Below are 26,301 nucleotides of genomic sequence, written 5' to 3'. Positions count from 1 at the left end.
CATGAGGATGCTGCGGGCCGCGCTGGCAGGAGCCCTCATCGGGTTCATTGCCACCGTCGGCGCGCTTCCGCCAGCCTCGGCGAGCGCCGCGGGCAGTGCACCCGTGGTCGATATGCGATCCGATGTGATGCCCGTGATCGGTGAACCCTGGTCCGAGCCCGCGTACCCGGTGAACTGTCGCGCATCGTCGGGTCAGGTCACGTGCACGCCCGACGACGCGACGCTCGTGAAGCCGCAGCAGTGTTTCCTCGGCGTCCTGGTCCAGGGCGAGCGATCGACGATCTGCACCACCTATGAGGAGCACGTGGATGCGATCAAGGCGGTCGGCGGTAAGGCGCTCGTCGTCGAGTACGGCTGCAGCCTCGGCGACGTCGTGTGCCTCACGTTCGAGAACGCCGGGCGCGGAATGGCGATCACGGCGACGGGGGCCATGTACGCGGTCGCTTCGAACATGCGGTTCGACACCAGCTCGCTGCTGTGGTCGGCCGCGACCGAGGAGTGGTCGTTCTGGCAATGGGCCGTGCTCATGATTCTGTTCGGCGCGATGGTCTGGGCGATTGCCGCGGCCGCGATCTCCGGCGACCGCGGCGAGCTCGTGGGCGCCATCGTCCGCTCGTTCATCGCCGTCGCTGCAGTGCCGCTGACACTGTGGCTCACCGGCCACCTCCTCAATGCGATCGACGACCTCACCTGGTACGTGATGAGCCGCGAAGGCCCCGCGAGCCTGTTCTCCACACTGCAGAGCGTGATGTGGGCGGGCGGTCAGGCGAACTACTTCTTCGCCTTCCTCATCCACGGCTTGCTGTTGTTCTCGATGCTGCTGCTGATGGTGGTGTTCGCGTTCCGCAACATCGTGCTCGCCGCCCTCATCGCGGTCGGTCCGATCGCGTGGATGATCTTCCCCGTTCGCGGCATCGGACCCCAGTGGGTCGTCCGCTACGCCAGCGCCGTCGTCGTGCTGCTGCTCACCGGTCCGCTCACGATCGGGTTCGTCACCCTCATCATCAACGGCCTCGCCGCCGTCAACACGATTTGGGACCCGCAATCGTGGCCGCTCTTGGTGGGTCTCGTGCTCGTGGCGTTCGCGCCGTTCGCGATCTTCGGCCTCTTCAGCTTTGTCGGCGCCGTCGCCGCCGACGGCGTCGGGTCGCGACTCGGCAGCGGTGCCGCCCACATGGCCGGCAACGCCGGGCGATCCGCCATGCGCATCCCGACTCGGCTTGGCGCGATGCCGGCGGGTGTCCCCTCCGGCGCGGGGCGCGGCTCGGCATCCAACTCCGCGGGTGTCGCCAGCACCGCCCGCGCGTCGACGACCACTGGCCTCCGCGGGCCGGGTACCCCGGCGAGCCGAACCTCACCACCGCCCACCCCCGGGCCACAGCGTTCCGCCGCACCGACATCGACGGCAGCACCCCAGGCGTCATCACCCACCCCGAGCCCACGATCTGACAGGAGCACCCCATGACCACGCACGACTATGCGCGTCCTGTCCGACTGCCGCGGCGCTCTCGGCAGGGAGTGGTGATGGGGATGGACGGGTGGCAGCTCACGTTCATCGCGTTCGCCGCCGTCGCTCTCCTCATCGGCGTCAACCGCTTCGGCCCCCTCGGGCTGCTCTATGCAGCGCCGGTCTACCTGCTGTTCGGCGGCGCGGCGCTCACGAGCATCCACGGGATCTCGGCCCCGCGCATGGCCGGGCTCTGGGCCATGAAGCAGGTCCGCCACGCGATGGGCGCGACGACTCAGCGGTACCGGCCCGAGAGTGCTCAACTCGAGGGGACGCTGAACCTTCCTGGAACTCGGGCGTCGGTCCAGCTCTGGGATGTCGACGGGGTGTCGTGCGCGTACGACCCGCAGGCCCGCACCGCGTCGGTGACGGCCGAGCTCGAGGTGCAGGGGTTCCTGATGCACGACACTGCCGAGCGCTACGACCTCGCCCAGCAGTGGTCTCGCGTGCTGGCGTCGTTCACCCAGCGGCCGGGGATCAAGCGCGTCACCTTGCAGGAGCGCACCACGCCGACGACGATCCGTGCCGCCCGCGACCACTACAACGACGTCGTCCGCCGGCGCGGGCTCGACGCGCTCTCGCCGGTCGCGGCGAACTACCGCGAGGTGATGGATCAGTCCGAGAAGTACGCCGTCGCGCACCGCAACTACCTCACCTTCACGCTCGACCTCGTCGCTCTCGGTGCGCAGCTGAAGTCTCTGGGCGGCGGACGCGACGCCGTCATGGCTCTCGCCCGCATCGAGGCCGGCAACCTGGCCGATGCGCTGCAGTCGGCGAAGGTGCGGGTGCGCCAGTGGCTGTCGTCTCGCGACGTCGCTGCGCTCGCGCGGATCACCTTCGATCCGACTTTCGCGACCGACGTGCAGAACCGCGCCGACGACCACGCCGGCGTCGCCACGTCTGCGATCGGGCCGATGCACTTCGAAGAGCCGAAGGGTCGCAACGGTGTCGTCTACACCGACTCAGGTGTCCACACGACCATGTGGATCCACGAATGGCCACGCTCCGACGCCCCGATCGGCTTCGTGGCGCCGCTGGTCTTTGCTCGGCATCCGAGTACCAACGAAGCCGTCACCCACATCCTCTCGCTCGTCCTCACACCGGTGCCCGTGTCGAAGGCGCTCAAGCGCATCCGCGACGAGAAGAAGGTGTGGCGAGGCAACGAGAACCTGCGGGCCAAGCGCGGGGCTGACGGAAGCGCGGCGGATGCTGCGGACTGGGACGCCCTCGAGAAGCAAGAGCAGGAGATCGTCGCCGGCCACGGTGAGTTCCGGTACGGCGGCTACCTGACGATCAGCGCCGAGGACGAGGAGCATCTCGACCACGCCGTCGCGGGGATGCGCAACGCGCTCGCCCGCGCCGGGATGGAGGCGCAGGTCCTCTACTGCCAGCAAGCGGAAGCCCTCATGGTCAACGCGCTGCCGCTCGGGCGGGGGATGAAGTGATGGCACGCTCATCGCTCATCTTCGAACCCGGCGACCTGACCCCAAACGAGCGCCGCGAACTGCGACGTGCGGCAGCGCGAGAGTCTCTCGCCGCACAGACCCCACCGACGCGGCGCCGCGACCGCGCACTCCCCGAGGCCGCGGTGCCGGGCCCGTTCGGTCCGGGACTCACCGAGGGCGGGTACTGGAACCTCGCCCACCCCGACATCCCCGCGCACCAGGCGACGTCACAGCACATCGCCGGCATCTACCCGTTCGTGGCGGATGCCGGACTCGGCCACCGCGGACCCATCGTCGGCGTCGACCTCAACGCCGATGCGCTATGGCACTTCTCGCCGTTCGAGACCTACACCGACACCACCGACCGCGGCTCGTTCTCGACGAACATCCTCGTGCTCGGTGCGTACCGTGCCGGCAAGAGCGCATCGATCAAGATGCTCGTCACCCGCTCCATCGCCTTCGGCCACCAGGCCGTCGTTCCCTCCGATCCGAAGGGCGAGTGGGTCGCTGTGGCCGAAGCCATTCCCGGCGGCAATGTCATCCGGCTCGGCGGTGGTCATGCCACTCGCTTGAACCCGCTCGACCGCGGTCCGCGACGCAGTGGCACGACCGACGAGCAGCACGAGCAGATGGTGCGGCAGCGACGCACCACCACCCTCATCTCTCTCGTCGAGACGACGCTCACCGGCACGCACCTCACCGCGGTCGAGCACGCCGCCATTCACCACGCTCTCGAGCAGTGCATCGCCGAGACCGCTGACCACCCGACCCTGCGCGGCGTCTACCACCAGCTCGACGCGCTCTCTCGCGACGGCAGCGACCCGCGCCTGGCCGAGGGCGCGGTGCAGCCTCGATTCGTCCTGCGCCGCTTCGTCGAGGGAGACCTGTCAGGCCTCTTCGAGGACGAGTCGACCGTCGCTTTCGACGACGAGGCACCGATCGTCGTCGTCGACACCTCCGAGCTCTTCGCGCGCGGCGACCTCGTCGCTCAGCTCTCGCAGACCTGCACGACGTCGTGGACGCAAGCGGTGATCCTCAATCGCGAGGCTCACCGCAACCGGTACGTCATCCGCGAAGAGGGGTGGCGCGACATGCGCGGCCTACCCTCGCTCCAGCGCCAGCAGGAGTGGCTCAAACTCTCGCGTCACTACGGCATCAGCAACATCGTCATCCTGCACAAGATGGGTGACCTCGACGCCGTCGGCGACGCCGACTCGCAAGAGCGCAACCTCGCCTACTCGATGATCGGCGACATCGAGAACAAGTTCATCTTCCGCGTGAACCACCAAGAGACCGTCAGCCTCCGCGAGCGACTCAACGTCCCCGCTCCACACGTCGAGATGGCCAGGCAGCTGCGCAAGGGCGAGTTCCTCGCCTACGTCGGGCAGTACTCCTACCTCGTCGACAGCTTCGCCACCTCCACACCGTGGGAGTACGAGCTGTTCAAGACCGACGACGCCGTACAGGCCGCCGACCACGACGACGCGACGCTCCACCTCCTTCAGCCCGACGACCTTGACTCGCTGTGGCCCGAACCGACCGACGCCGGCCTCGACGGCTGGCTCTCCGCCTCCTCGAAGGAGCAACCATGAACGGCGCGACAACCCTCCGCATGTACGCGACGGTCACCGGCGACACTGCACGATTCGTCGCCTCCGACGGCAAGATCGAGCTGGTCATCGCGGACGGCCACGAAGACATTCGTACAACCGTGCTGCGGCGTGCCACGGAGGAAGCCCGCCGCGCGGCCGCACCCCTCGAGCTGATCGCCACCGGCGACCGGGGCGATCACCAGCTCATCGTTCACGCGGACGGAACGCTGCTCCCATTGGAAACGCCCATCGCGGCCGCCGAGGCGGCCAAAGCCTTCAGCGAGGGGACCGTCGAGCCGCCCGCCTCAACAACCCGGCGCCTCGCCGAACACGCTCCCACCAATCGTCGCCACGCTGCCGACGCCGAAGCGCCGGCACGGGCCAAGCGCGTCTCCTTCATCGAAGCCGACGAGGGCGCCGGTGCATACGCCCCAGCGGGACTGCGGCGGATTCTCTACCGGGCAGGCCTCGTCAACGGGCCGTCGAAGTCCGAAGCCGAACGGATGGAGCGCGAGCGCATCGTGGCTCGGCAATGGGCGGGATGCCGCACCATCGCCGTCGCCAACGGCAAGGGTGGCGTAGGCAAGACGATGACGACGGCCATGCTCGCCGCGGTATACGCCCGATTCGGGGGCGGCAACGTGCTCGCGTGGGACAACAACGACACGCGCGGCACCCTCGGCTGGCGCACCGAGCAGGGCCTCTACGACACCACGATCCGCGATCTACTCCCCGCGGCCGAGCGACTCCTCGCGCCGACGGCATCCATCTCCGACATCGCTCGGTTCGTTCACCACCAGCCCGCCGATCGGTACGACGTGTTGCGCTCGAACCCCGAGCTGCTCGCCGCGCACCAGCGCCTCGCACAGGCCGACTTCGACCGGCTCATGCAGGTCGCCGCGCGTTACTACCGTCTCGTCGTCTTCGACTCCGGCAATGACGAGTCGGCGGATCGGTGGCTGCGGATGGTCGACTCCTCGTACCAGCTCGTGCTCCCTACCCTCGCGGCGCCGGAGTCAGCCGAGTCGGCGGTGCTGCTGCTCGAGGCGCTCCGCGAGCGCGACGAGAGGTCTGCAGCACTCGCCGCGAACGCGGTGGTGATCGTCACGCAGGCCGAGCCCGCGAACCGACCGCAGGTCGCGCGGACCGCGGACGGGTTCGAGGGGCTCGTCCGTGCCGTCGAGACCATCCCATTCGACCCGGCCCTGAAGTCGGGGCCTCTGCGGTTCGACGCACTTCGACCCGCAACCCAGCGTGCATGGATCAAGGCCGCGGCATCCACCGTCGCTGCGCTCTAATCAAGGAGGCAGGTCATGAATCAAGGGATGCTGGGCAAGGGGATCGCTGTCCTGATCGCGATCGCTGTGGTGCTGAGCCTCACGTTCGGGGCCATCGCGCACGGGGTGACGCAGCTCGTCTGCGGTGCGCCGGCGGAACCCAGCAACTTCATCTCAGGTCTCTGGTTCGCCATCACCGGTGATCCCGCCGCCTATCTGGCACCGGCGGGGTGCGCCCTGCCCCTGGTGCCGATCCGTGTCGCCGATGTGCTCGTCGTGCTGCTGGCAGTCGGCGGCGTGATCGCCGCGTTCATCGCTCGCCGTCGCTACCTGCAGTCCGACCGCGCGTTCATCGCCGACCTGCACACCCGGCCTGGCTTCGCGACAGCATCCGAGGTGAATGAATCACTCTCGGGTCAGGCAGTGCTCCAGCGCGCCGACCAGCTTCGCCGCGACATCGCGAAGCCGAAGCCGTCCGATGTCGGCTGGCGGGTCGGACGGGCACACGGCAAGGACGTCTACGTTTCGATCGAAGACTCGGTCGCCCTCATCGGGCCGCCTCGGTCCGGCAAGGGCTACCGGGTGCTGATCTCGGCGATCATCGACTGGTCGGGTCCACTCGTCACCACCTCGACGACGAACGACAATCTCACCGCCACCTTGCGGATGCGGCAGCAGCGGGGTGAAGTCCACGTGTTCGATCCGCAGGGGCTCTCTGGCGTCCGGCATCCCATTCGCATCAGCCCGTTTGCCGGATGCGAAGACCCGATCGTCGCAATGCAGCGCGGGACCGCCATCATCACGGGAACCGCACTCGGCACCTCTACGACGAATGCCGAATGGGCCCAGGCATCCAGTGTCGCCCTCGGCCGGCTGTTGCATGCCGGCGCAGTCGGCGGAAAGACCATCCGCGACCTATACAGCTGGGGCACAAACCCGTCGCAAGCGCGCAAGGCAGTCAAGGTCCTCCGCACCGACGGCGAACGCGGCTGGGGAGACGCCCTCGAGGGAACTCTCTCGGGCGACGAGAAGCTGCTGTCGTCCATCTGGTTTGGAGTGAGCAGTGCCGTCGCACCGCTCGCGGTGCCGCAGATCCGCGATGCTCTCACGCCGCGACCCGGCGACCGGGTCTTCGATGCGGAGGAGTTCCTGGATGCCGCCAACACGATGTACTTGATCGGCTCCTCGTCCGGCGCGGCAGCCATGGGCGGGTTCCTCGGGGCGATGCTCGATGGCATCGTCGAGGTCGCGCGTAAGGAGGCACTCGCCTCTCCCGGCGCACGCCTCGTGCATCCGCTCGGCCTCATCCTCGACGAGATCGTCAACATGTTCCGTTGGGGCAATCTCCCCCGCATCATGTCGGACGGCGGCGGCCGCGGCATCTGCCCGCTCGTCGTGCTCCAAGCGCTCTCGCAGGCTGAAACCGCCTGGTCGCGTGCCGAGGCCGACACGATCTGGGCCGCCGCGACGGCGAAGGTGCTGCTCGGTGGCGCATCCCACGTCGAACACCTCCGCGACATCGAGGCGCTCCTCGGTACTCGGGACACGCAGCGGACGCAACGGTCGTGGAGCACGCGCGAAGGTGGCCACAACACCAGCGAACAGCATGAGCGCCGGCCACTCATGTCGGTCGACGAGATCCGGAGAATTCCCCCATCGGTCGGCCTCCTCGCGTACCGCAACCAGCGCAACGTTCTTCTCGAGCTGACGGGGTGGGACAAGCGGCGCGACGCCAGCGTCATTCAGCAGGGCAAGCGCGAGGTCGAGGAAGAACAGCGCGAGGTGTTCGCGGCATCCAAGGCCATCCGCACCGCCCCGGCCGCGCCGGCAGGGGAAAGCAGCGATGAGGCGGTGACCGACGAATGAGCAACATGCGCAAACCCGCTGCGCGGAACACCTACCGGACTGGCTTCCTTCACAGCCGCGCCTGGTTCGCGCGCCGAGACCGGTGGTTCCGCGAGGAGGTCGAGCGCCATGGGCAACTGCGGTGCGAAGCCTGTCTGCAGGTCGCGACGAATCGGCAGCTTGAGCTGCACCACCTCGACTACTCGGGTGTGGCATCGGTCGACGGGCGATGGCAGGCACGCGAGCCTCACGAAGACCTCGTGGCGCTGCATCCCTTCTGCCATGAGCTGCTCCACCGGCTGCTCGATCGCGACATCGTGCTGTCGCGCCACCGCAGCCGTCGCAACGGATCGCTCTTCGCGATCAACCGCCTGCAGCACAAGCTCGCATCCCGATCGGAGGACCACGCATGAACGATGAGCAGCGCGAGCGGGCAGCTCGACTAATGGCGCAAGACATGACCGGCACGGCCGCGCGAAAGGGACCGTCGACGGTAGTCGGTGGATTCTCGGTCAACTGGCGCGAGCTCGACGACAACCAAGCCCGCACCGAGTGGATCGCCCTGCGCGCCTGGGTCGAATGGCTCACGGTGCGTTACGACCTGCCAGTCAGCATGGTGCCGGACTGTTGGTGGCAGCATCACGCGCTCGTCGAAGAGTTGTCGGCCCTGCATGCTGCCCACCGGGCCGCGTTTGACGAGACCGATGCGGGCTTCGGGCCTCTCAACTGGCATGAGCGCTTCAACACAGCTCTCCCCCGACTCACCCGCGCATACGGCGGCGGATGCAGCGAGGAGCACGACCCATTCAGAGCCCGCTCGTGGTCGAACGTGACCGACGAGCAGGAGTGGGACGCGTGGACCAACCGGTCACACGCCGAACAGCCCGCACGGGCTGAGCAACGAAGGGAAGGATGACAATGACAACCAAGATCCCCGTCATCATCGAGGGCAACCTCACCGGTGACCCGGAGCACGGGGCGGGAGAGTCGGGCAACGAGTACGCCCGCTTCACCGTCGCCGTCAACGACCGGAGGCTCAACGAAACCACCGGGCGCTGGGAAGACTCCGGCACCGTGTTCCATCGGGTCGTCGTGTTCGACAAGCAGGCCGCCCACGTGGCCCGCTCGCTCCGCAGGGGCGACAACGTGCTCGTGGCCGGCGACCTGCGGTTCGGCACCTACACTGACCGCGAGAGTGGTCAGACCCGCGAGACCCGCGACATCGTCGCGGACAACGTCGGCGCCTCGCTGAAGTTCGTCGACGTGGGCGTCGAGCGCGCCCCAAAAGCTAGCGGCCCCGCAGCGCGTGTAGACGCTCCGGGGCCGGAAGCTGCACCGGTGGTCGAGACCGGCGCAGGGCTTGCTCGCTGACCCATCGCAATAGGTGCGGGCGGGAGTCATCGTACTCCCGCCCGCATCTTGCTGCACCCGCGCATCACACGTCATTGTTCGTTAGGCGATCGCTTCCCGTGCATCGCTGCGGACGGGTCAAACGCGCGTCCGGATCGGGCTCCCATCACCCGCAGCAACGGATACAGCTCGGCTCGCTCATGGACCGTCAATCGTTCGCCTCGTTGATGCCCAATTGACACCGCGGCTCTCGGGCGGTGGAGTTGTGACGTGTTCACACCCGACAGCCGTTCGCATCTGCGAGATTCACTGATCGCACTCGCTCGTGTCGACATCGACGTGGTTGGTGCCGCGCTGGTCGGCTCGGCTGCTCGGGGGACAGAGGATGACTGGTCTGACATCGACCTCGTCCTTCAGCTCGCTCCCGACGCCGAGGAGGTAGCAGTCGTCGATCGTTTCACGCGATGGATGGATACCGAGGCTGGCACTGCAGACACTCTGGACGTTGTCGCTGGGGGCGTCCGTTACCGCGTCTTTCTTCTGAGCTCATCACTCCAAGTCGACATCTCCTTCTGGCCTCACGATCAGTTCCGCGCGACCACCGACGAAGGGTTCCAACTCATCTTCGGCTCCGCCAATCCGCCCACCTTGCCGCCCGCCCCTCAGATGAACGAGACGGTTGGGATGGGCTGGCTCTACGCCCTGCACGCGCGGTCCGCCCTCGCAAGAGGCAAGCTCTGGCAAGCCGTGACGATGCTCGACGACCTGCGGAATCAGATACTCACCCTTGCATGTGCGCGATACGATCTGAACCCGTGGCACGGTCGCGAGATCGATCGGCTGCCAGCGGACGAGCTCGCCGCGCTTGCGCAGGCCCGACCTGCACAGGTCACCAATGAAGCGATCGAAGTATCGCTGCGAGTCTCCATCGAACTCCTCCTGGACGAGATCGCGCGCCACGATCCTGCGCGAGCCTCACGCCTGCTCGACCCCCTCAGTTCGTTGACGTCGAACGAACGGTGATCGATCCCCTGATCGGTTGGATACTCACCTGTCCAAGCTGACGCAGGCCCAGCGCAAGGACCTCGATCCGCCCGCTCATCCGAGCGAGGCGAGCTCGTCCTGGGCGACGGTGACCTGATCGTCCGTGAGGGGCACGACGAGCGCGCGCTCAGCGACATCCAGCGAGTTCTCCACGTAGAAGTCGACGAAGGCGTTGACCTGGGGCTTTTCGGCGTACGCGGCGTTGTTGACGTAGATGAACAGCGGCCGACTGAGCGGCGTGTAACTGCCGTCCTGGACTGTCTCGGTGCTCGGGTAGACACCATCGACGGATGCCGCGACGATGACGCCCTCGTTCTCCTCGACATAGCTCAACCCGAGGAAGCCGATGGCCCCGAGGTTCTCCCTGACGCCATCGACCGTGACATTGTCGTCTTCTGACCCGCTGTAGTCCGCGCGGATTGCGCCTTCTTCGCCGTTGATCGCGGCGGTGAAGTAATCGAACGTTCCCGAATCCCCACCTGCACCGAACAGGACGATCGGCTCGTCGGGGAAGGCGGGGTCGACCTGGTTCCAGCTGGTGATCTCACCTTCGGATTCGGGAGCCCAGATGGTCGCGAGCTGATCGAGGGTGAGATCCGTGGCCCAATCGTTCTCCGGATTGACGATGACGGACAGCCCGTCGTTCGCAACGACGATCTCTGTGAACTCGATGCCGGCCTCTTCGCAGGCGGCGATCTCCTCGTCGGAGATCACGCGCGAAGCATTCGAGATGTCGGTCTCGCCATCGCAGAACGCCCGAAACCCGGCCGATGTGCCGGTGACGGCGACGACCACGTCGACGTCTGGCTCCGCGACGGCGAACAGGTGGGCAGCGGCATCCGTCAGCGGCGCGACCGTCGACGAGCCATCCGTCACGACCGTGCCGGTGAGCCCGCCATCCGACCCGTCACCTCCGGCAGACTCTCCCGCGCACGCACTGAACAGCAGCCCTCCAGCGAACAGCGAAGCCGCCGCGACAGCGCGCTTCGCACGCCGCAATGTTCGCCGCGTGCTCACCTGGCACCCCTGGGCGGGACGAGGTCTGCGAGCAGACTCTCCACTCGTGCCCGGATCTCGTCACGGATCGGGCGCACCGCGTCGATGCCCTGCCCGGCCGGATCGTCCAGTTCCCAGTCCTCGTAGCGCTTGCCCGGGAAGATCGGGCACACGTCGCCGCAGCCCATCGTGATGACGACGTCTGATTCCTTGACGGCGTCGACGGTCAGCACCTTCGGGGTGTTGTTCGCGATGTCGATGCCCTCTTCGGCCATCACCTCGATCGCGACCGGGTTGATCTGGTCCTTCGGCGCAGACCCGGCCGAGAGAACCTCGACGTCACCACCACTGAGCGCGCGCAGGTATCCGGCTGCCATCTGGGATCGCCCCGCGTTGTGAACGCAGACGAAGAGGACGGTGGGCTTGTCGTTCATCAGGTCTCGCTTTCCTCACTCGAAAGCATAGATCCCGATCTATGTAATTACAAGAAGAGCAGATGAACGATCAGGCTGCGGTCAGCTCGGCGAGAAGTTCCCGCACACGTCCTTCGATGTCGTCGCGAAGACGGCGAACCGTCTCAAGTGGCTTGCCGACCGGATCTTCGAGGTCCCAGTCGAGGTACCGTCGCCCTGGGTAGACGGGGCACGCGTCCCCGCATCCCATGGTCACCACGACGTCAGCGGCACGAACGGCTTCGTCGGTGAGCGGCTTCGGAAACTCCCCGCCCAAGGAAACTCCGATCTCGTCGAGCGCGGTGACGATGGTCGTGCGGACCGCGCCCGCGGGTGCTGAGCCTGCCGTGCGGACCAGCACCCGATCCCCGGCGAGCTGGCGCAGAATACCGGCGGCGAGCTGAGAGCGTCCGGCATTCTCGACACACACGAAGAGCACCTCCGGAACCGGCCCGCGCGGCGCAGCCGACCGAGCCAGGGCGTCCAGACGCACTGTCGCGAACGCCGCGGTGCGGGACCCGATCAGAGTGGTCGGATTGCTGGCTGCAAGGAGGTCGTGACTCTCGGTCACGTAGCGCTCGATCGTCTCCCTGCCGAACGTGCCTCGATAGCGCTCAGCGAGGGCCAAGACGATGCGTGACACGTCAAGTTCGACGCCCGATCCTGCCGTCTCATCACCCAGCAGGGCGTCGACGCGCTCCGCGTTCCGCGGATCCAGGGAGTACCAGACCCGACGTCCTTCGGGCTGCCGCAGGACGATCCCGCGCGCTGTGAGCTCCTTCATATGATGGCTGATGGTCGGCTGCCGCAGTCCGAGACCGTCTGCGAGGCGCCCGACGAGTGTGCGACCCTCCGGGGAATCGCGGATCATCCTCACGATCCGAGCGCGCGTGGGATCTCCGAGTGTCGTCCACTCGCCGGAACCGTCACCCGCACTCATAGACCGAAGTCTATGCGGGGCCCGAGCGCTGGGCCTGACCGAGAACAGGGCCTCGACCGATCAGCGCAGCTCTGTGATCCTCGCTTCAGACACTCGCCCGCCGACCTCGATCTGCTGGCCGAGGTAGCGCACGTGCGTACGCAGGAGGGAGCCCTCGCCTTGCTGGATCTCGAGATCGCGTCCGAGGTGGGATGACAGTCGCACGGCAGCTGATCCGGTTGCTTCGTCTTCCCGGATCCCGAGGTCGGCGGCGAACATGCGCGCGTGAACCTTCCCTGCTGGTTCGTCGAGCCATGCCCAGACGTAGTTCAAACCGACGCCGTACGCGTCCGGATCGACCGCCTTCACTTCAGTGGGCGAGGAGAGTTGATCCAGCGCGAACTCCGGCGCCCACTCCGGCAACGCGGTCACGAACACCATGTCGCCGTCTGCGCGCACTCGCACGCTTCCCGCAGGCACGCTCAGGGCTTTGACCTCGTCGCCACCGCGACGAAGCCACGCGGCAAGCCCGACCGTCGGGTGACCGGCGAACGGCAACTCCCGTGTGGGTGTGAAGATGCGCGCCGTCGCAACACGATCTGCGACGCCATCGATGAAGATCGTCTCGCTGAAGCCAAGATCGGCGGCGATCTGCTGCTCGCGTTTTCGCGTCGCGGACGACGCCCAGACGATTCCCAGGGGGTTGCCGTGCGCGCCGACATCGTCGACGAAGACATTCACGACGTTCACGAAAAGGTTCACATCAAGAGATCCTGGCAGTGCCGCACGACTCAGGCACCTGTCCTGGTGCTCGGCCCCGGCGATGGGTACCATTTGTTGCCAAACCCCCGCAACGATTGGACCAGCCAGTGACTCGCGAAATCGAAGACGAGGACGCGGCGATGGACCAGGTAGCAGAGCGGCTCGCCACACGGTTCCCCGCGATTGACGCTGAGGCGATCTCGACAATCGTCCGCGAAGCGTACGCCGCGTTCGCTGACGCGCACGTCCGGGACTTCATCCCGGTGCTTGTCGAGCGCGAAGCCAAGACGCGCCTGCAGACCGCCGCCTGAAGTAACTCACCAGGATCGCGCCTAGGCCGCACGGCTCGAGTGACTGCGGAGACGGCGGAGAACGTTGCGCTCGACCAGCACCGGCACGTAGTCGCGCAGCCGCGCACGGTCGAACGTCTCCAACTCCTCAGCGATCAGCTCGAAGGCTGCGCCCTCGGCCAGTTCCGGGAATCGCTGACGCAGACGCTCCGCCAGGTAGACGAGCGCCTCGAACTCGCTATCGGGGTGCGTGCAACTCACCCGTCTATTGTCCTCCGAATCGGCTCGACGAGACAGGCCATCGGCGCGCAAGCGACCGCGGCGGAGAAGGCGTGTGAAGTCGAAGGCAGGCGCGCGCAAACCCTGAACCACGAGGCGCCGAACAGAGCTACGGCGCCCCGCATACCCGTTCACTTCTTTCCGATAGTGTCCCGCTGGGAAACACACTCGGGACGGAGCGTTACATGGCCAGCATCAGGGCGGTTACGACGTATCTCGATGCCGCAGAACAGCAGATCGCGACGTTGCGCGAGCGTGATCCGAACGCCGAATCCGTGTCAGCGTTGACGAGCCTTCACGCGGCCGTGGCCGAACTCGCGGCCATCGTCCGAAGCGATCGCGTCTGATTGATCGCGAGCGCACCACAGTCGCCTCCCAGAGAACTCTGGGAGGCACGATCAAACGTTCTCAGATGCTTCGTCGGGGAATCGATTCGCGGTCGACGACCCCGCCGAACTGATCCTTCCGAACGAGTTCGCCACCCCCGGTCTCGGCCAGCAGTGATCGAGCGGCCACGATAGCCTCAGCTTCGGTGTCGTAGGCCGTGATGACTTGGCGCGCATCGGACTTCACGGTCCACAGCCCCCCGAATGATGCAACCCAAGCTCTTTGAGGCACGCCACCACCCCTCCCCTGGCCACTGCGACCCTACCGCCCTTCACTGAGCGCAGGTAGATGCGAACGGGACTGCTGACTGAGCAGGTGACATCCGACCCGCCTTGAACGAAGCGGGTCCGTTCAACGGGCAATGTCCGGATACGGATCCGTCCGGGCACGACGCTGCTCATCATCCGCCGTGGATAGAGGGTCCGTCGAAGTCTTGGGGCTGGTCCTGATATTGCTGCATCGTTGGCGTACAGGTGTGGCCGCAGGCGGGGCATCTCCAGCCGCCGGGTATGTCGCGCATCACAATGCTGTCTTCGGGGCATCGGGGTTGTGCGCCGTCGTACTCATCGGTCACAGCAGTAGATTAGTCGGAGACCGACTCGTCTGCAGCGCCCTCCGCAGAGTCGGCGACGCAGCCGCCATCGTGCGGATGCCAACCCAAACTGCCTCGATCGGGTCCGGCTCGTTCACAAGCCGGAGATCATTGCGGCCGTCTCAGGTACAGAGATGGCGGGGGCCGATGCCTGATGGTTCGACGCGCGAGCGGGCTGCGTTCCGCGATCCCACAGCGCCGCGCATTCACGCTCGCGCTCGATGACTAGATCGGCAAGGGCTTGGGCGCGAGACCGGTCCTCTTCGTGGCCGACAGCTGCATTGTCCGCTCGGGCATGCGTCCGCGACGCGCGTCGCGCCTCTGCAGCCTCCATGTCAGTGAGCAGTCCACGGGCGACACGGATCCACTCGCCGAGCTCGGCCCGTGGGTCACCGGCTCCGTCCAAAGCCTCTGACATCGGAACTGCCGCGCGGCCCAACTCCGCCCGCGCCGCTCGCCTGGAGTCGTCGATCGTCACCACAGGCGCCCCTCGCATCATGCTCTCTGCGATCTGCTCCCGCGCATCCGAGTCGTCGCGCGCGACGGCGACGACCTCGTTGTGCACGCGCCCTCGCGTCATCCCGACATAGAGTCCCGAGGCATCGACACCGGGCCCGACGACCGATGCGTCGGTCGTCTCACCCTGGATGCCGTGCACTGTTGACGCGTAGGCGAGATGAACATGATCGGCGACGTAGTCAGCATCCACTCGTCTCACGTCGCCGCGGTCGTCGACACTGACCAGCTCGACCCAGCGCGCATCGATGCGGCGCACTGTCCAGAGCGCGCGATTCTGAACGCCGGTGACGTGGTCGTTGCGGCGCGTCTGCACGACGTCGCCTTCGAGGATCCGCTGCTCCCCCATACCCACCGCCACCCGCATCACGTCGATCTGAGCGCAGTCGACACGTCGCTGCTGGATCGCCTCGTTGATGGCATCCGCCTCTTCGTTGGTGCTCGTCACGAGCGCGACGCGCTTGCGCTCGGCCGACCAGCGGAAGTACGACTCAACCATCACCTCTTGCGCATGCAGGTGGTCTCCGACGCGATGGATGTGGCCACCGGCATCCAGTTCCATCGCGACGGTCCGAGCTTCGTCGATGGATGCCGGCTCCCGAAGCCGCAGCGTGAGCGCGGCGTAGTTCGGGTCGCGGAAGCGGTGCACGGAGGTCAGTTCGACCACGGCTCCGCTGCGCTGGGCCATGCAGGCCATCGCGCCCGAGTGGCCGACGGGCATCGCCTGCAGGTGGTCACCGACCATGGCGATGCCGGCTCCGGTCTCGTCGGCAACCTGAGCGAGCGCGCGTGCGGTGTAGAGGTCGACCATGCCGGCTTCGTCGACGACGATCCGGTCGCCGGGTGCGAGCGGATGCTTGCGCGGACCGACGTAGATGCGACCGGTCGCAGGGTCGACGTCGCCGATGCCGAGCCGAGTCCAGACCTCGGCGCCGGCATCGTCGCGAGTCCATCGCCATCCGTGGTCGCCGAGGAGGGCGTGAAGGCTGGATGCCGACGCACCAATCTCACGACCGGCGACCGAAGCCGCCTTCTTCGTCGGCGCGACGACAACGAGCCGTCGCCCCTGGATCGCGAGCGCCCGGTGCGCGACCCGCAGCATGGTGGTCTTGCCCGTCCCGGCAGGGCCCATGACCGCGACGAGCCGGTGCGTGCCGGCGATGGCGGATGCGGCATCCCGCTGCCCCGTATCGAGTCCCGTGCCGGGTTGCAGCGTCGCCGACTCGGCCGCGTCGACGAGCTCATCGTCCGCGTGGTCTCCGTCGCCGGCGAGCCGGTCGAAGCGGTCGGCGACCTCCACCTTCAATGCGGCAGTCGAGGCCGCCATGAGGCCCTTGATGTGTTCGGGAGTCGCGCCGTCGCTCTCGAGCAGGTTGACCGTGTGGCCGGTGGCGATGCCAACGACGTCGTCGATCAAGGGTTGCAGGTCGTCGCGGTTGGCGACGATTCCGGAGGCCGCGAGCGCACGCATCGCGCCGGCGCGGACGTCCATGGGGCTGAACCGTCCACCATTGGGTGCCGAGCGCGCGTCCGCTTCGACGATCGCCTTTGCGGCGAGCAGTTCGCGATCGAGCGCTGCGAGCTCAACCGTGGTCGGGATCGTGGGCGGACGGCGATCGAGGAGTTGCGGGTCGATCTCGAGGAGCTCGTGGCGGATCAACTGCTCCCACTCGTCCTCGTCGAGGTTGTCGGGCTTGCGGGGGCGGCCCTGCGCCCAGGCGTAGCGATCGATCTGCTGGAGCACCTCACGACTGGGGTGCTGGCCCGGGTGGGCGTCGCGCCACCGGGCGATGATCACCGCACGGTTCGCTTCGATCTGGTTCGATCGTCGAGACAGCGGTCGGATCGCGTGCGACACCTCGGCGATCTCGCCGTCGGCGCGCACGGTGTAGCCGTAGCGTGCGAGCGCGGCGATCCACTCCGGGTCGGTGCGCGCGGCAAGCTCGCCCTCGGCGTTGATGACCGTGTGCAGCTTCATCGCGACACGGGAGTCGACGTTCGACCAGTTGCCGTCCTCGCCCTGCACGCGCACGTTGAGCCAGAGGTGACGGTGCAGGTGCGGGTCGAGTGCGCGCGAGCGGCGGTGGTGGAGTTCGACGACCTCGAGACGGTGGACGGATTCACGGATGCGGCCGCCCGCGCCGCGGCGAGCGTTCAGCTCGCGCTGCCAGGTTGTGATGATCCGGTCGCGCAGGCGGTCCTGCAGCCGATCGAACTCGTCGGCGAGCGCGGGGTGGATGGTCGCGACGAGGCTATACGACTTCGGCGCGTTGATCGTTCCGTCGAGGACGAGGTCTGACTTCGGCGACGCAAGGTCGCGGCCGCGACGCTCCGTCGTGAGCGGGTCGTTGCCGTCGACCCAGTGGAGAAGCTGCTCCCGGTCAAGCTCATCCGTGGTGATGTGGCCCGCCTCGACGATGAAACGGGTGATCGATCGGTCGGTGCTGTCGGAGTAGTCAGCGAGAGATACGCCGCCGGCTGAGACACGGATGTGCGCATCGCATCGCCCCTCGAGCGCATACGAAAGCGCGGCGCGAACTCCCTGTGAGTCCTCGCCCCGCTTCCACCGCTGCAGTCCTCCGCGCATGCCGCCAGGATACGCTCCAATGTCTATCTACGGTATGCATTCACAGAAAGTGCCTGCGTGCGTCAGATGATTCTTTGCTCGTGGGTGGGTTTGTGGTGGCGGCCTTGCGCGTGTTGGGAATCGGGGCTTGGACGGGGTGAGTTCGGGGTGTTGTCGAAATGGGTGCTTGTGTGTTTCGTTCGATGCATAGACTTCGGGGAGGAGGCGCCTGAGCAGTGGTCAGCGGAAGCGGCTGGGGAACCAGCGATGTCGTCGCGTATGACGCGATGCGCGATCTCGCGCGCGCGGTGATCGGGATGCTCCTGCAGGGCCGTTCGGAGCGCGTCGACGGTAGCGCGGACGAGGCACGCAGCATCCACAGTCGAGTGATGCTCGTGGATGGAAGCGACCGCACCGCCATTGACGCAGTGACCGCGGATCTCGCGAACCGGTGGGCGGAGCTGAACGGCGATCGCCGTGGCTGAGGTCGCCGCGGGAGCGGACCGCGCGCCATCCTTCGAGGTCGTTCGAGACATCCTCTTCCGTGCTGACGGGGTCGAGCAGCCGACCTTCACAGTCGTCGCCGGCGAGGCCGGATCGGGACGTGGAGCGGTGGCTGCGTTCGTGGCGCGCGAGCTCGATGGCGCGGCGGTTGTCAGTGCCGATGACGCCGTCATGTCTGATCCGCAGTCGGCGCAGCTGCTGAGGTGGCGCCCGCTGGAGGCGCCGTCGGCGGTGAGCGGGCCAGCTGCGGAGGTGCTCGAGAAGTCGATCGCATACGCGCAGGCATCGCGTCGTTCACTCGTGCTCGAGGGCACGTTCGGTTCGCCGGAGACCGTGTTCGCGGTGGCCGAGATGTTCGCCGACGAGGGCTTCGCCACCAGGACGGTGGTCGTCGCGTCGCGTCGCGCTGCGAGCCTGCTCGCGGCAGCATCCACCTATCTCTGGGAGCGCCAGGCACGCTTGCCGGCACGATTCACGAGCCGAGAGGTCCATCGACGTGGGTGGGAGTCGACCCGCGCGCTGGCAGCCGCGCTTGCGGAGTCGAGCGCTGTGGATCGCGCTACCGTCGTGGGGCGGGACGGCGCAGTGCTGTTTGACGCCGACCGGAGCGCGGGTGCTGCTTCGTTCGACGGCGCCGCGCGGGCGGTCGCGGCCGTGGACGATGCCCCGTGGACTCCACGCGCTGCCGCCGAGTGGTTCAGCGAGCTTCGCCGCGCGACGGACTTCGCTCGCGCGTCGCGCGAGATGGCACCGCCCGCCGCCGACCTGCTGCTGGAGTTGCATCGGGTCGGGTTGAACGAGGTTCTGCCCGCGATGCCGTTTCCGAAGGGTTCGTCGGTCGTCGCCGAACAGGAGCGCCGGCTCGTCGAGGAGATCGTCGACCTGACCCAGAACGCAACCCCGCCGCGTCGCGTCACACAGCCGGCCCCTCAGCCGTCGAGTGCTCCCGCGGTCGAGCCGTCGCGGTCGACCGGACCGTCACTGTGAGCAGGATTGTCGGCTACCGCCGACCGCTGCGAACCGACGACGGCAGTGACGAGAAGGCTGCACTCCGAGCGGCCGGCGCCACCAAAGTGGTCATCGCAGTCGCGCACGCGAACCGTAGCGCGGACACCTCCCTTCGCGATCTCATCGCCGGTCTACGCACTGGCGACTCTCTGCTCGTGACCCGGGCCGCGCACCTCACCCCGAGCGTTGCGCGATTCGTCTCCGTGCACGCAGACCTTCAAGCTCGCGGCATCCGATTCCGTTCGCTTGCCGAACCGGTGTTGAGCAGTAGTGGGGTCGTGGGTACAGGTCCCGACGACGTCGTCCTCGCTCTGGAAGCCTTGCGGCGAGAGCTGATCGGGTTGCGAACCCGCGAAGGACTTGAGGATGCCGCGCGCAGCGGCAGGCGACCGGGGCGCCCATCCGTCATGACGCCCGCCCGCATCTCGATGGCCCGGGAGCTCCGCGACGGAGGTCGGCCCATCACGCACATTGCGCGGTTGATCGGGGTGAGCCCGAACGCGGTGCGGCGGGCGCTGGAGTCGTCGGAGTCGAGCTGAAGCTCTGGCGCCAGTTGTTGATGGGCGTGTCCGTCGTCGTCGCGATCGAAGGTGGGTTGAACTCGGTCTTCGCCTTCGCTCCGACAATCAGCGATCCCGCGGGCGGCGACGGCGCAGTGCCCGCAGCGAGCGGTTGATAAGCGCAGCTCAAAGCGAAGCGGAGAGCGGAGTCTGCAAATAGCGAGCGGAGGGAACGGAGCCGTTGTCGGCCGCTACAGTCTCTGCGTCGGAGGGGTGGCGTGAGTAGTGCTCGTGAACAGCGCGTCCACGAGGTCCAACTGATCGCGCAGGGTACGAGCACCCAGGTTTATCCGGCGGGGACGATGCGTCTCAGTTCTGCGGCCGCTCGCCGTTGGTGATTGGCTCGTCAACCGCGTCGGGTGAGGTCCGTTGAGTACTGGGCGTGGCGGCTACTCCGGCGGCGACGGCTATCGTCACTGCGGCGAGGGCGGCGAGTCCGACGGGGAGCGTGATCGCGGTCGCGACGGCGCCGACCAGGAGAGGTCCGGCACTGTCACCGAGCTCTCGGCCGAGTTCTGCGGACCCCATGGTGCGCCCCATGCGTTCGGGTGGCGTGGAGTCCGCGAGGGCTGCGAAGCCGTACGGGGTCGTGATGCCGATGCCGGCGCCGATGAGCACGGCGGCGATGTACAGCCCGACGGGTCCCCACGGTGCCGCCGCGAACAGGACACCCGCGGCCATGACACCCAGTCCCACCACGATCCCCGTGCGATCGGCGACCATCGCACGATCGCGCACGACGCCGACTCCCGGCTGCACCACTGTCAGGGCGAGCGCAAGCACCGATGCGATCCCGATTGAGGCGAGCAGATCCGACCCACCCTCGGTTGCGAGTGCGGGGAGGAAACCAATCGAGGCGCCGAGCACCGCGGTCGAGGTCGCCAGCGCCACCGTGGGCACGACGAAGCGGCGATCGGTGGTCTGCTTGACCAGATCGAGGACCGTGTATCGAGGCCGCGGCAACGGCGGAATCGACGGAAGCACGATCGCGACCCACACCGCGGTGACCGCGGAAGCCACCGCGAGGACACCGAACAGCAGCGGCATGCCACCGACACCGATCAGCAGGGCTGCGAGCAGCGGTCCCAGCGTGTAGCCGAGGCCCTTCCACGATCCATACCGCCCGAAGTAACGCCCGGTGCGACCGACGCCGGCCAAGCGCGCCACCGACGCCGACGACGCCGGCGAGAACGCAGCGGCGGCCGCACCCTGGCCGAGCCGCGCCACGGCCAGCAGGATCGCGTTGTCGGCGCCGAGGCCGAACAGTGACAGCCCGGCGAACGCGATCAGCCCGCTGACGATCACCGGCTTTGCCCCGATGCGATCGGACAGCGCACCGAACACCGGCTTCAACAGCACCTCGGCGACGTCGTACAACGCAAGAAGCACCCCGATGCGCAGCAGACTCAGCCCGATATCCTCACCAGTCGCACCCAACCCCGCCGCTACGCTGAACGCCCCGAAGGCCGTGACGAAACCCGCGGCATACAGCGGAGCCACCCGAGCCGGACGCACCGTCGACGCGGAACTCTCACTCACGAGAAACCTTTCGCCGGACGGGCACCACTCGATCGTACGATCCGGTCAACCCCGGCAGAGACCGCCCGACACGTGGGGACACCGACGGATCCTTCCGCGGGGAGGAGGGTCGCGCTGCGGCCGGTGGTAGGGGGCTCGTCGGGTGGAGCGGGCATACTGCTGCCGTGGGTGCGGGTGAAGTCGATATTGTGGACGGCCCGCGGTTGGAGAGCCGTCCAGAGGTTCCGACCCTCGGCATCCGCGAGACCGTGCCGTTCCGCACCATGCTCTCGAACCGGGATCGATTGCTCGCGGAGCTGGTTGAGTGGTTGACGGAGCATGAGATCGAACCCGCCGGGCACTTCTTTCTGCGTCTCCATGTGGTCAACATGGCCGATCTGGTGGATATCGAAGTCGGAGTCGTCGCAGTCAACAGCGCCTCGGACGCACGGGTTCACGCCGGATCGCTACCCGCCGGGGACTATGCCTTGCTGGCATACCGAACGCAGTCCATGGCGGCGAATCGCCTGCTGCACGCTTGGGTTCGTGAGCAGGATCTTGCTCTTGACGCGCATGCCGTGCCGACCGGTGAGGCGTTCGCGAGCCGGTGCGAAATCTATCTGACAGACCCCCGCACCGAGAAACGAAAGACACGCTGGGGCGTCGAGCTTGCCTTTCTGACGCGTCGATAGCCGCAGTCGGATCCCTTTCCGCGCGATGCGCGAAAGCCGTGCGGCTGCGCGCAGTTCTGTGTCGTCCCGAGTTGTGGACGGGCATCCAGATCTAGAATCGCCCCAGCAGAGAACGGGGAATCGCATGTCCCTCACTTCGTCCGATGGAGTCGCGTCGACCACCCGGACCATGTTCAGTCAATCCACCCGCATCGCCCAACAAATCGACGCCGACGCGGCCACGGTGTGGCGGCTACTGACCACGGCCGCGGAGTACCCGCGGTGGAACTCGACGGTCGTATCGCTGGGTGGCCAGATTGCCCTCGGCTCGACGATCAAGCTCGTCTCGACACTCGACCAGAGCCGCACGTTCTCGCTGAAGGTCAAGGAGTTCGAGCCGAACGCGCGCTTGACGTTCGCGAGTGCGATGCTCCGTCGCACGTGCTCCCTGAGCGGTGAAGCCGGCGGGACGCGAGTGGAGATCGTTGAGCGCATCGGCGGTCCGTTCTACCCGTTCGTCGCCCGAATGATCCCGCCGTTGGAGGACAACTTCGAACGGTTCACCGCCGACCTCAAGAGAGCCGCGGAAGCAGTGACGCACTGAGTGCCGATCGGCGCCGAGCCATATCGATGGGTTAAGGTAGCCACTCCACTCCGAGCATTGACCGGTAGGGGCTTGCGCACCGCCGACACGTGCGGGTGCCATCCCAATTCGGGCCGCGCCCGTTGAGGGGGTGTCGCGTTCGGGTCGAGACGTGCGGCACCACGAAACTTCGTTGCGCGGCGAGAACTAAATGGTACCTAGCTGCGCCGCGTGCCCTGATTCTGTTCTCGCCGACATCCAGGAGTTCGTGCAACGGGGATCAGGTGATGACGGGGGCCCCTGGGCCCGGCACGACTCCGACGCGTGGCGGGCCGAACGTCGCCCCCATCGTCACCATGTGCGGACTGATTGTCCCGGGGAGATACGTTTCGGGGTCGAAGCGTCCGTTCGTGACCATGAAGGAGGTTGGTGCGCGCGTGGGACCGAACGCGGCGCCCTCGGTCAGCGGGATCATGAAACCAGGAATGTCCGTGATCGGAATGCTAGAACGTGCGATCGCGGTAATCACGATTGTGTCCCCGACATATCCAGCGCTTCGCTGCGCGACCCCCCTCATGAAGCCAATCACCGGCCGGAAGACCTTCGAGGGGTCAGATGCGTCGAGTCGAAGCGCGAGCCGGACGGATCCCTCAAGGGACCGCAGGGCTGTGTTGGAGTACGGGTAACCTACGGCCCCCACCATTTGCCTTTGGTTGCCGAGAGCGAAGCGCATCGAGGCGAAATCGGTCGACGGGTGGCTGAACTCCATGCGCGCCCCGCGAACTACGTTGGCTGTGTTGGACACTCGGAAGCCCATCGGCCACGCGGCCGGAGAGCGAAGCGTGTTGAACGCATACCCGGCCGCGATGAATGCGTGCGGGAGCGCTCGCACCGACCGGTTCGCCTCGTAGTAGTCCCTCATCAAGTCCCGGAGCACTTCCGGGATGTCGTTTGGATGAACCCCCATCAGGTGCTCGCCCAACCACTGCAGCATCGGCTTGCCGTCGAGTTCCGCGACACCCGTGAAGCCGAGCAACAATTGCCCGTTCAGAAGGACTGACTTCACCGCCTTATCGTCTTGAGAGATCACCTTCGTGCCACGTGCCAACGTAATCCGCCGGTCACTCGCCAGGACAACGTACTCATCAGTGAGCACGAACGTGATGAGAGTCATGGCGGCACTCTATACATCCCTGTGCGCGCGGTGCCGGACCGGCAGTAGTTACGTGGGATGCCGTCCAGCGGGCCGGTAAGAGTTGCTCACGACCCGAGTGGGAGGCTGCGCTAGCACAAGTAGTGTGTCGGCCATGGGGAAGTCGACTATGTCAGTTGGGGACCGAATCGACTGGATAAGGGACAGCGCGCCGTTGCGCGCCCTGAACAGGATCGCGGTCGTCCTGTTGATTCTCGGCGCGGCGATCGTCGCGCTTTCACTGTTCTTCCTCAGCAACACGCAGGAGTCGGCAGGTTTGGGCGCGGCCATAGTGGGGTTGTACCTGGGGGTTGCGGCGTTCGGGATCGGCGTGTCGACCGGCTTTCTCGCCCTCGCCGTGAGCGCGATCGTTGGAGCAATCGCCCGAGCGTCTCTCGACAGGGGTTTGGGGGCGGGGTCAAAGGACAACCCGCGCACCTGGCTCGACGAGCACGGGGACTGAGAGGATCCCTGACCGGACAGTGTTGGCGAGATCAGTGGCGATCGTCCCGCAGATGGGGCGCTCATTGAGGATCCGTGGTGGCCGGATGCCACCTTGCAGTAGGGCGGCGCTGGGATGAGCGCCGTCGTCCCGGCGGCGCTCGGCGGGTCTGTTGCCGGCGTGGACCCGGTCCTACACTCAAGCATGAGAACTGGACTGGCAAAGGCCGGCTGGATCGTGCTGATCGTGCTGAACACGGGGATGCTGCTCAATCACCTGGTCGCGATTTTCTTGGTGGCCACGTCACCGGACGAGGGCCGGATGTTCATCGCCTACGCGGTCGTCAACGCGTTCGCCCTGCTGGTGCTGTTCTTTCCCTACCGCGCTAGGCAGCGCTGGGCGTGGGCTTCGATCTGGCTCGTCGTGCTGGCTACCGCGGTCACGATCGCCTACGGCATCGACACGATCGGGCTGATCTACCTCTCCGTGGCCGGCGTGATGGCACTCGCCCAGTTGGCGACGGCACGCGAGTTCTTCGGCGCGGTGCAGGTTTAGCCCCACTCTGAGGCGGTCCGAGGCCGCCGAGTGTGTATCGCGGAGCGGGGAACCCGGAACGCCGACGTGGCGCTTGCTCTACTTCGTCGCCGGGATCGGGTCGAGGATCCCTTTGCGCGCGGTGCTCGGCTAGGGGGCCGCTTCGTGCAAGCCCCGTCAGAGCGGCACCTGTCGCCGTAGCAGTCGCGGCTCAGAGGGATGTCAGACGGCTGTACTACGCTGGCAAGCCTGTCGATCATGAGGGTCTCGACCCGCTAGCATGCGGGTGAAGGCAAGCGACCGACAGTCTTGTCGTCCTGGGGTTTCTGAGGAGGTGCGCTCCCATGGCTGAGATCCGTGACGTGGCCGAGTACATCCTGCGGAAGCAGGGCAGTATGACGGCGATGAAGCTTCAGAAGCTTGTGTACTACAGCCAGGCTTGGCACCTCGTCTGGGAAGAGAAGCCGCTGTTCGAGAACGAGATCCAAGCGTGGGCGAACGGTCCTGTCGCGCCGCGGCTCTATGCGTATCACCGCGGTCGGTTCACTGTTAGCCCGACCGAGATCAAGGCCGAGGAACCGCTGCTCTCTGCCGACGAGGTGACGAGCATTGATGGTGTGCTCGGTTTCTACGGTCAGTACTCCGCGATGGAGTTGAGTAACCTCACGCATGCGGAGCGGCCCTGGGCGGATGCACGGGGGGATCTCCCCGTGGGTGCCCGTTGCGAGACTCCGATCACGGAGGCCGCGATGGCGGAGTACTACGGGTCGCTCGTCTAGGTGTCGCGTAGCAAGACCCCTCGGGTTTCGGCGAACCCGTACAAGGGTGGCGGGAAGCAGCCGGCATCTTCAGAGGTGGTGTCGTCGGGCCTTCGGGTGCCCAGGGCTGTCGAGGAACTCGCACCGAAGGAAAACGACCGAAAGGTCCGCTTCAGATTCGACCTCATTGACGACGATGGTGAATGGACGCTGTCGAGCATCTCGAATGCCGATCATGCGCAGCTTCTCAAGACGATGGCACATGTCGAGACCATGACCGCCGGCGAGTTCTTCAAGCCCGGACAACGCCTCTCCAAGGTCTACACAGACATGAGCGCATGTCCAAACAGTGACGCTACCGATCGACTCGAGTCCAAGTTTCAAGGCCTCGACCACATGGTGCGACTCGAAATCGATGGGCTCAAGCGACTCTACGGCGTGCGCACCGGTCATGAGTTTCACATCATCTGGTGGGACCCCGAGCACAAAGTGTGGCCTTCGAAGCTCCGCAACACATAACCCCGCGTAGTCATCACGATCCGCATCCGGGCAGTACACGCGGGCGGAGCCGTCGCGTGCAACGGGGATCCTCAACCGGTCAATGCGCGCAAGCGGGACGTGCCCGAACATGGACCTCCAGGCCAAGGATTCGGAACGCCTGACAAATCTTCTCCCAACTCCGTCGTCGAGCTTCTTGGGGTATGTCGATTTC

The 26,301-nt window shown here is 66.6% G+C and carries 28 protein-coding genes; 19 read left to right on the top strand and 9 right to left on the bottom strand.

Annotated features, from left to right (window positions below):
- Position 1: 1 nt before the first annotated feature.
- The 9 genes from FFS15_RS14855 (at position 2) to FFS15_RS14815 (ending at position 10,039) form a co-directional block, all read left to right on the top strand.
- Entirely contained in the window at positions 2 to 1,465 is a 1,464-nt protein-coding gene (locus FFS15_RS14855) for a hypothetical protein (protein WP_137845822.1), read from the top strand.
- Positions 1,462 to 2,952 (top strand): SCO6880 family protein, encoded by a 1,491-nt coding sequence (locus FFS15_RS14850; protein ID WP_137845821.1) that lies wholly within the window; start codon positions 1,462 to 1,464, stop codon positions 2,950 to 2,952. The genes FFS15_RS14855 and FFS15_RS14850 overlap by 4 nt, the downstream gene beginning before the upstream one ends.
- Entirely contained in the window at positions 2,952 to 4,544 is a 1,593-nt protein-coding gene (locus FFS15_RS14845) for a hypothetical protein (RefSeq protein WP_137845820.1), read from the top strand. The genes FFS15_RS14850 and FFS15_RS14845 overlap by 1 nt, the downstream gene beginning before the upstream one ends.
- A complete protein-coding gene (locus FFS15_RS14840) occupies positions 4,541 to 5,842 on the top strand; it encodes a ParA family protein (RefSeq protein WP_137845819.1) in 1,302 nt (433 codons plus the stop codon). Before FFS15_RS14845 ends, FFS15_RS14840 begins: the two co-directional genes overlap by 4 nt.
- 15 nt (positions 5,843 to 5,857) lie before the next feature.
- Positions 5,858 to 7,687: a TraM recognition domain-containing protein gene (locus tag FFS15_RS14835; RefSeq protein WP_137845818.1), complete on the top strand. Its 1,830-nt coding sequence runs from the start codon at positions 5,858 to 5,860 to the stop codon at positions 7,685 to 7,687.
- 5 nt (positions 7,688 to 7,692) lie between these two features.
- A complete protein-coding gene (locus FFS15_RS14830; protein ID WP_137845817.1) occupies positions 7,693 to 8,079 on the top strand; it encodes a hypothetical protein in 387 nt (128 codons plus the stop codon).
- On the top strand, positions 8,076 to 8,582 hold the full coding sequence (locus FFS15_RS14825; RefSeq protein ID WP_137845816.1) for a hypothetical protein: 507 nt from the start codon (positions 8,076 to 8,078) through the stop codon (positions 8,580 to 8,582). The genes FFS15_RS14830 and FFS15_RS14825 overlap by 4 nt, the downstream gene beginning before the upstream one ends.
- A 2-nt stretch (positions 8,583 to 8,584) precedes the next feature.
- The gene (locus FFS15_RS14820; protein ID WP_171013221.1) at positions 8,585 to 9,037 is read left to right on the top strand and encodes a single-stranded DNA-binding protein; all 453 of its coding nucleotides are present in this window, start codon (positions 8,585 to 8,587) and stop codon (positions 9,035 to 9,037) included.
- A 249-nt stretch (positions 9,038 to 9,286) separates the two neighbouring features.
- The gene (locus tag FFS15_RS14815; protein ID WP_212743171.1) at positions 9,287 to 10,039 is read left to right on the top strand and encodes a nucleotidyltransferase domain-containing protein; all 753 of its coding nucleotides are present in this window, start codon (positions 9,287 to 9,289) and stop codon (positions 10,037 to 10,039) included.
- Between the two features lie 75 nt (positions 10,040 to 10,114).
- Here FFS15_RS14815 and FFS15_RS14810 read toward each other — a convergent pair whose 3' ends face one another.
- The 4 genes from FFS15_RS14810 to FFS15_RS14795 form a co-directional block, all read right to left on the bottom strand.
- Positions 10,115 to 11,077 carry a PstS family phosphate ABC transporter substrate-binding protein gene (locus FFS15_RS14810; protein WP_137845814.1) on the bottom strand — a complete coding sequence of 321 codons (963 nt, stop codon included), beginning with the start codon at positions 11,075 to 11,077 and terminating at the stop codon, positions 10,115 to 10,117.
- The gene (locus tag FFS15_RS14805) at positions 11,074 to 11,490 is read right to left on the bottom strand and encodes an arsenate reductase ArsC (RefSeq protein ID WP_137845813.1); all 417 of its coding nucleotides are present in this window, start codon (positions 11,488 to 11,490) and stop codon (positions 11,074 to 11,076) included. The genes FFS15_RS14810 and FFS15_RS14805 overlap by 4 nt, the downstream gene beginning before the upstream one ends.
- 70 nt (positions 11,491 to 11,560) lie before the next feature.
- The gene (locus FFS15_RS14800) at positions 11,561 to 12,448 is read right to left on the bottom strand and encodes a metalloregulator ArsR/SmtB family transcription factor (protein ID WP_137845812.1); all 888 of its coding nucleotides are present in this window, start codon (positions 12,446 to 12,448) and stop codon (positions 11,561 to 11,563) included.
- 60 nt (positions 12,449 to 12,508) lie between these two features.
- Positions 12,509 to 13,189 carry a PhzF family phenazine biosynthesis protein gene (locus tag FFS15_RS14795; RefSeq protein ID WP_137845811.1) on the bottom strand — a complete coding sequence of 227 codons (681 nt, stop codon included), beginning with the start codon at positions 13,187 to 13,189 and terminating at the stop codon, positions 12,509 to 12,511.
- Positions 13,190 to 13,329: 140 nt separating this feature from the next.
- Between FFS15_RS14795 and FFS15_RS18680 the strand changes: the two genes are divergently transcribed.
- Positions 13,330 to 13,500 (top strand): hypothetical protein, encoded by a 171-nt coding sequence (locus FFS15_RS18680; RefSeq protein WP_171013220.1) that lies wholly within the window; start codon positions 13,330 to 13,332, stop codon positions 13,498 to 13,500.
- A gap of 21 nt (positions 13,501 to 13,521) precedes the next feature.
- Here the strand turns inward: FFS15_RS18680 and FFS15_RS14790 are convergent, their stop codons facing one another.
- Positions 13,522 to 13,740, bottom strand: a complete 219-nt coding sequence (locus FFS15_RS14790) for a hypothetical protein (protein WP_137845810.1) — start codon at positions 13,738 to 13,740, stop codon at positions 13,522 to 13,524.
- A gap of 203 nt (positions 13,741 to 13,943) precedes the next feature.
- Between FFS15_RS14790 and FFS15_RS18675 the strand changes: the two genes are divergently transcribed.
- Positions 13,944 to 14,105, top strand: coding sequence for a hypothetical protein (locus FFS15_RS18675; protein ID WP_171013219.1), 162 nt, complete (start codon positions 13,944 to 13,946; stop codon positions 14,103 to 14,105).
- Between the two features lie 61 nt (positions 14,106 to 14,166).
- Here the strand turns inward: FFS15_RS18675 and FFS15_RS14785 are convergent, their stop codons facing one another.
- Entirely contained in the window at positions 14,167 to 14,376 is a 210-nt protein-coding gene (locus FFS15_RS14785) for a DUF2188 domain-containing protein (protein ID WP_137845809.1), read from the bottom strand.
- A 455-nt stretch (positions 14,377 to 14,831) separates the two neighbouring features.
- Positions 14,832 to 17,840 carry an AAA family ATPase gene (locus FFS15_RS14780; protein WP_137845808.1) on the bottom strand — a complete coding sequence of 1,003 codons (3,009 nt, stop codon included), beginning with the start codon at positions 17,838 to 17,840 and terminating at the stop codon, positions 14,832 to 14,834.
- 215 nt (positions 17,841 to 18,055) lie between these two features.
- Between FFS15_RS14780 and FFS15_RS14775 the strand changes: the two genes are divergently transcribed.
- Together FFS15_RS14775 and FFS15_RS14770 are read left to right on the top strand one after the other, a co-directional pair.
- Entirely contained in the window at positions 18,056 to 18,304 is a 249-nt protein-coding gene (locus FFS15_RS14775) for a hypothetical protein (protein ID WP_137845807.1), read from the top strand.
- Positions 18,297 to 19,310, top strand: coding sequence for a zeta toxin family protein (locus FFS15_RS14770; RefSeq protein WP_171013217.1), 1,014 nt, complete (start codon positions 18,297 to 18,299; stop codon positions 19,308 to 19,310). The genes FFS15_RS14775 and FFS15_RS14770 overlap by 8 nt, the downstream gene beginning before the upstream one ends.
- Positions 19,311 to 20,200: 890 nt before the next feature.
- Here FFS15_RS14770 and FFS15_RS14760 read toward each other — a convergent pair.
- On the bottom strand, positions 20,201 to 21,430 hold the full coding sequence (locus tag FFS15_RS14760; RefSeq protein WP_137845804.1) for an MFS transporter: 1,230 nt from the start codon (positions 21,428 to 21,430) through the stop codon (positions 20,201 to 20,203).
- Positions 21,431 to 21,594: 164 nt separating this feature from the next.
- Between FFS15_RS14760 and FFS15_RS14755 the strand changes: the two genes are divergently transcribed.
- Complete coding sequence (locus FFS15_RS14755; RefSeq protein WP_137845803.1) at positions 21,595 to 22,101, top strand: GyrI-like domain-containing protein; 507 nt, start codon at positions 21,595 to 21,597, stop codon at positions 22,099 to 22,101.
- Between the two features lie 124 nt (positions 22,102 to 22,225).
- Positions 22,226 to 22,684, top strand: coding sequence for an SRPBCC domain-containing protein (locus tag FFS15_RS14750; RefSeq protein WP_137845802.1), 459 nt, complete (start codon positions 22,226 to 22,228; stop codon positions 22,682 to 22,684).
- A 259-nt stretch (positions 22,685 to 22,943) separates the two neighbouring features.
- Here FFS15_RS14750 and FFS15_RS14745 read toward each other — a convergent pair whose 3' ends face one another.
- Positions 22,944 to 23,837, bottom strand: a complete 894-nt coding sequence (locus tag FFS15_RS14745; RefSeq protein WP_137845801.1) for a hypothetical protein — start codon at positions 23,835 to 23,837, stop codon at positions 22,944 to 22,946.
- A 133-nt stretch (positions 23,838 to 23,970) separates the two neighbouring features.
- Between FFS15_RS14745 and FFS15_RS14740 the strand changes: the two genes are divergently transcribed.
- The 4 genes from FFS15_RS14740 (at position 23,971) to FFS15_RS14725 (ending at position 26,108) form a co-directional block, all read left to right on the top strand.
- Positions 23,971 to 24,318, top strand: coding sequence for a hypothetical protein (locus FFS15_RS14740; RefSeq protein ID WP_137845800.1), 348 nt, complete (start codon positions 23,971 to 23,973; stop codon positions 24,316 to 24,318).
- Positions 24,319 to 24,501: 183 nt separating this feature from the next.
- Positions 24,502 to 24,852, top strand: coding sequence for a hypothetical protein (locus FFS15_RS14735; protein WP_137845799.1), 351 nt, complete (start codon positions 24,502 to 24,504; stop codon positions 24,850 to 24,852).
- Positions 24,853 to 25,175: 323 nt separating this feature from the next.
- Positions 25,176 to 25,610 carry a type II toxin-antitoxin system antitoxin SocA domain-containing protein gene (locus FFS15_RS14730; RefSeq protein ID WP_137845798.1) on the top strand — a complete coding sequence of 145 codons (435 nt, stop codon included), beginning with the start codon at positions 25,176 to 25,178 and terminating at the stop codon, positions 25,608 to 25,610.
- Positions 25,611 to 26,108 (top strand): hypothetical protein, encoded by a 498-nt coding sequence (locus tag FFS15_RS14725; RefSeq protein ID WP_137845797.1) that lies wholly within the window; start codon positions 25,611 to 25,613, stop codon positions 26,106 to 26,108.
- Positions 26,109 to 26,301 lie beyond the last annotated feature (193 nt).

This window comes from Microbacterium sp. 2FI, from assembly GCF_005502885.1.
Lineage (GTDB): Bacteria > Actinomycetota > Actinomycetes > Actinomycetales > Microbacteriaceae > Microbacterium.
This window is presented reverse-complemented; position numbering and strand designations above follow the sequence as displayed.

Excerpts from the sequence above, each read along its gene's own strand:
- FFS15_RS14855 (WP_137845822.1), top strand. The coding sequence starts at position 2 with ATGAGGATGCTGCGGGCCGCGCTGGCAGGAGCCCTCATCGGGTTCATT.
- FFS15_RS14850 (WP_137845821.1), top strand. The coding sequence starts at position 1,462 with ATGACCACGCACGACTATGCGCGTCCTGTCCGACTGCCGCGGCGCTCT.
- FFS15_RS14845 (WP_137845820.1), top strand. The coding sequence starts at position 2,952 with ATGGCACGCTCATCGCTCATCTTCGAACCCGGCGACCTGACCCCAAAC.
- FFS15_RS14840 (WP_137845819.1), top strand. The coding sequence starts at position 4,541 with ATGAACGGCGCGACAACCCTCCGCATGTACGCGACGGTCACCGGCGAC.
- FFS15_RS14835 (WP_137845818.1), top strand. The coding sequence starts at position 5,858 with ATGAATCAAGGGATGCTGGGCAAGGGGATCGCTGTCCTGATCGCGATC.
- FFS15_RS14830 (WP_137845817.1), top strand. The coding sequence starts at position 7,693 with ATGCGCAAACCCGCTGCGCGGAACACCTACCGGACTGGCTTCCTTCAC.
- FFS15_RS14825 (WP_137845816.1), top strand. The coding sequence starts at position 8,076 with ATGAACGATGAGCAGCGCGAGCGGGCAGCTCGACTAATGGCGCAAGAC.
- FFS15_RS14820 (WP_171013221.1), top strand. The coding sequence starts at position 8,585 with ATGACAACCAAGATCCCCGTCATCATCGAGGGCAACCTCACCGGTGAC.
- FFS15_RS14805 (WP_137845813.1), bottom strand. The coding sequence starts at position 11,490 with ATGAACGACAAGCCCACCGTCCTCTTCGTCTGCGTTCACAACGCGGGG.
- FFS15_RS14800 (WP_137845812.1), bottom strand. The coding sequence starts at position 12,448 with ATGAGTGCGGGTGACGGTTCCGGCGAGTGGACGACACTCGGAGATCCC.
- FFS15_RS18680 (WP_171013220.1), top strand. The coding sequence starts at position 13,330 with ATGGACCAGGTAGCAGAGCGGCTCGCCACACGGTTCCCCGCGATTGAC.
- FFS15_RS18675 (WP_171013219.1), top strand. The coding sequence starts at position 13,944 with ATGGCCAGCATCAGGGCGGTTACGACGTATCTCGATGCCGCAGAACAG.
- FFS15_RS14780 (WP_137845808.1), bottom strand. The coding sequence starts at position 17,840 with ATGCGCGGAGGACTGCAGCGGTGGAAGCGGGGCGAGGACTCACAGGGA.
- FFS15_RS14750 (WP_137845802.1), top strand. The coding sequence starts at position 22,226 with ATGTCCCTCACTTCGTCCGATGGAGTCGCGTCGACCACCCGGACCATG.
- FFS15_RS14745 (WP_137845801.1), bottom strand. The coding sequence starts at position 23,837 with ATGACTCTCATCACGTTCGTGCTCACTGATGAGTACGTTGTCCTGGCG.
- FFS15_RS14740 (WP_137845800.1), top strand. The coding sequence starts at position 23,971 with ATGGGGAAGTCGACTATGTCAGTTGGGGACCGAATCGACTGGATAAGG.
- FFS15_RS14735 (WP_137845799.1), top strand. The coding sequence starts at position 24,502 with ATGAGAACTGGACTGGCAAAGGCCGGCTGGATCGTGCTGATCGTGCTG.
- FFS15_RS14730 (WP_137845798.1), top strand. The coding sequence starts at position 25,176 with ATGGCTGAGATCCGTGACGTGGCCGAGTACATCCTGCGGAAGCAGGGC.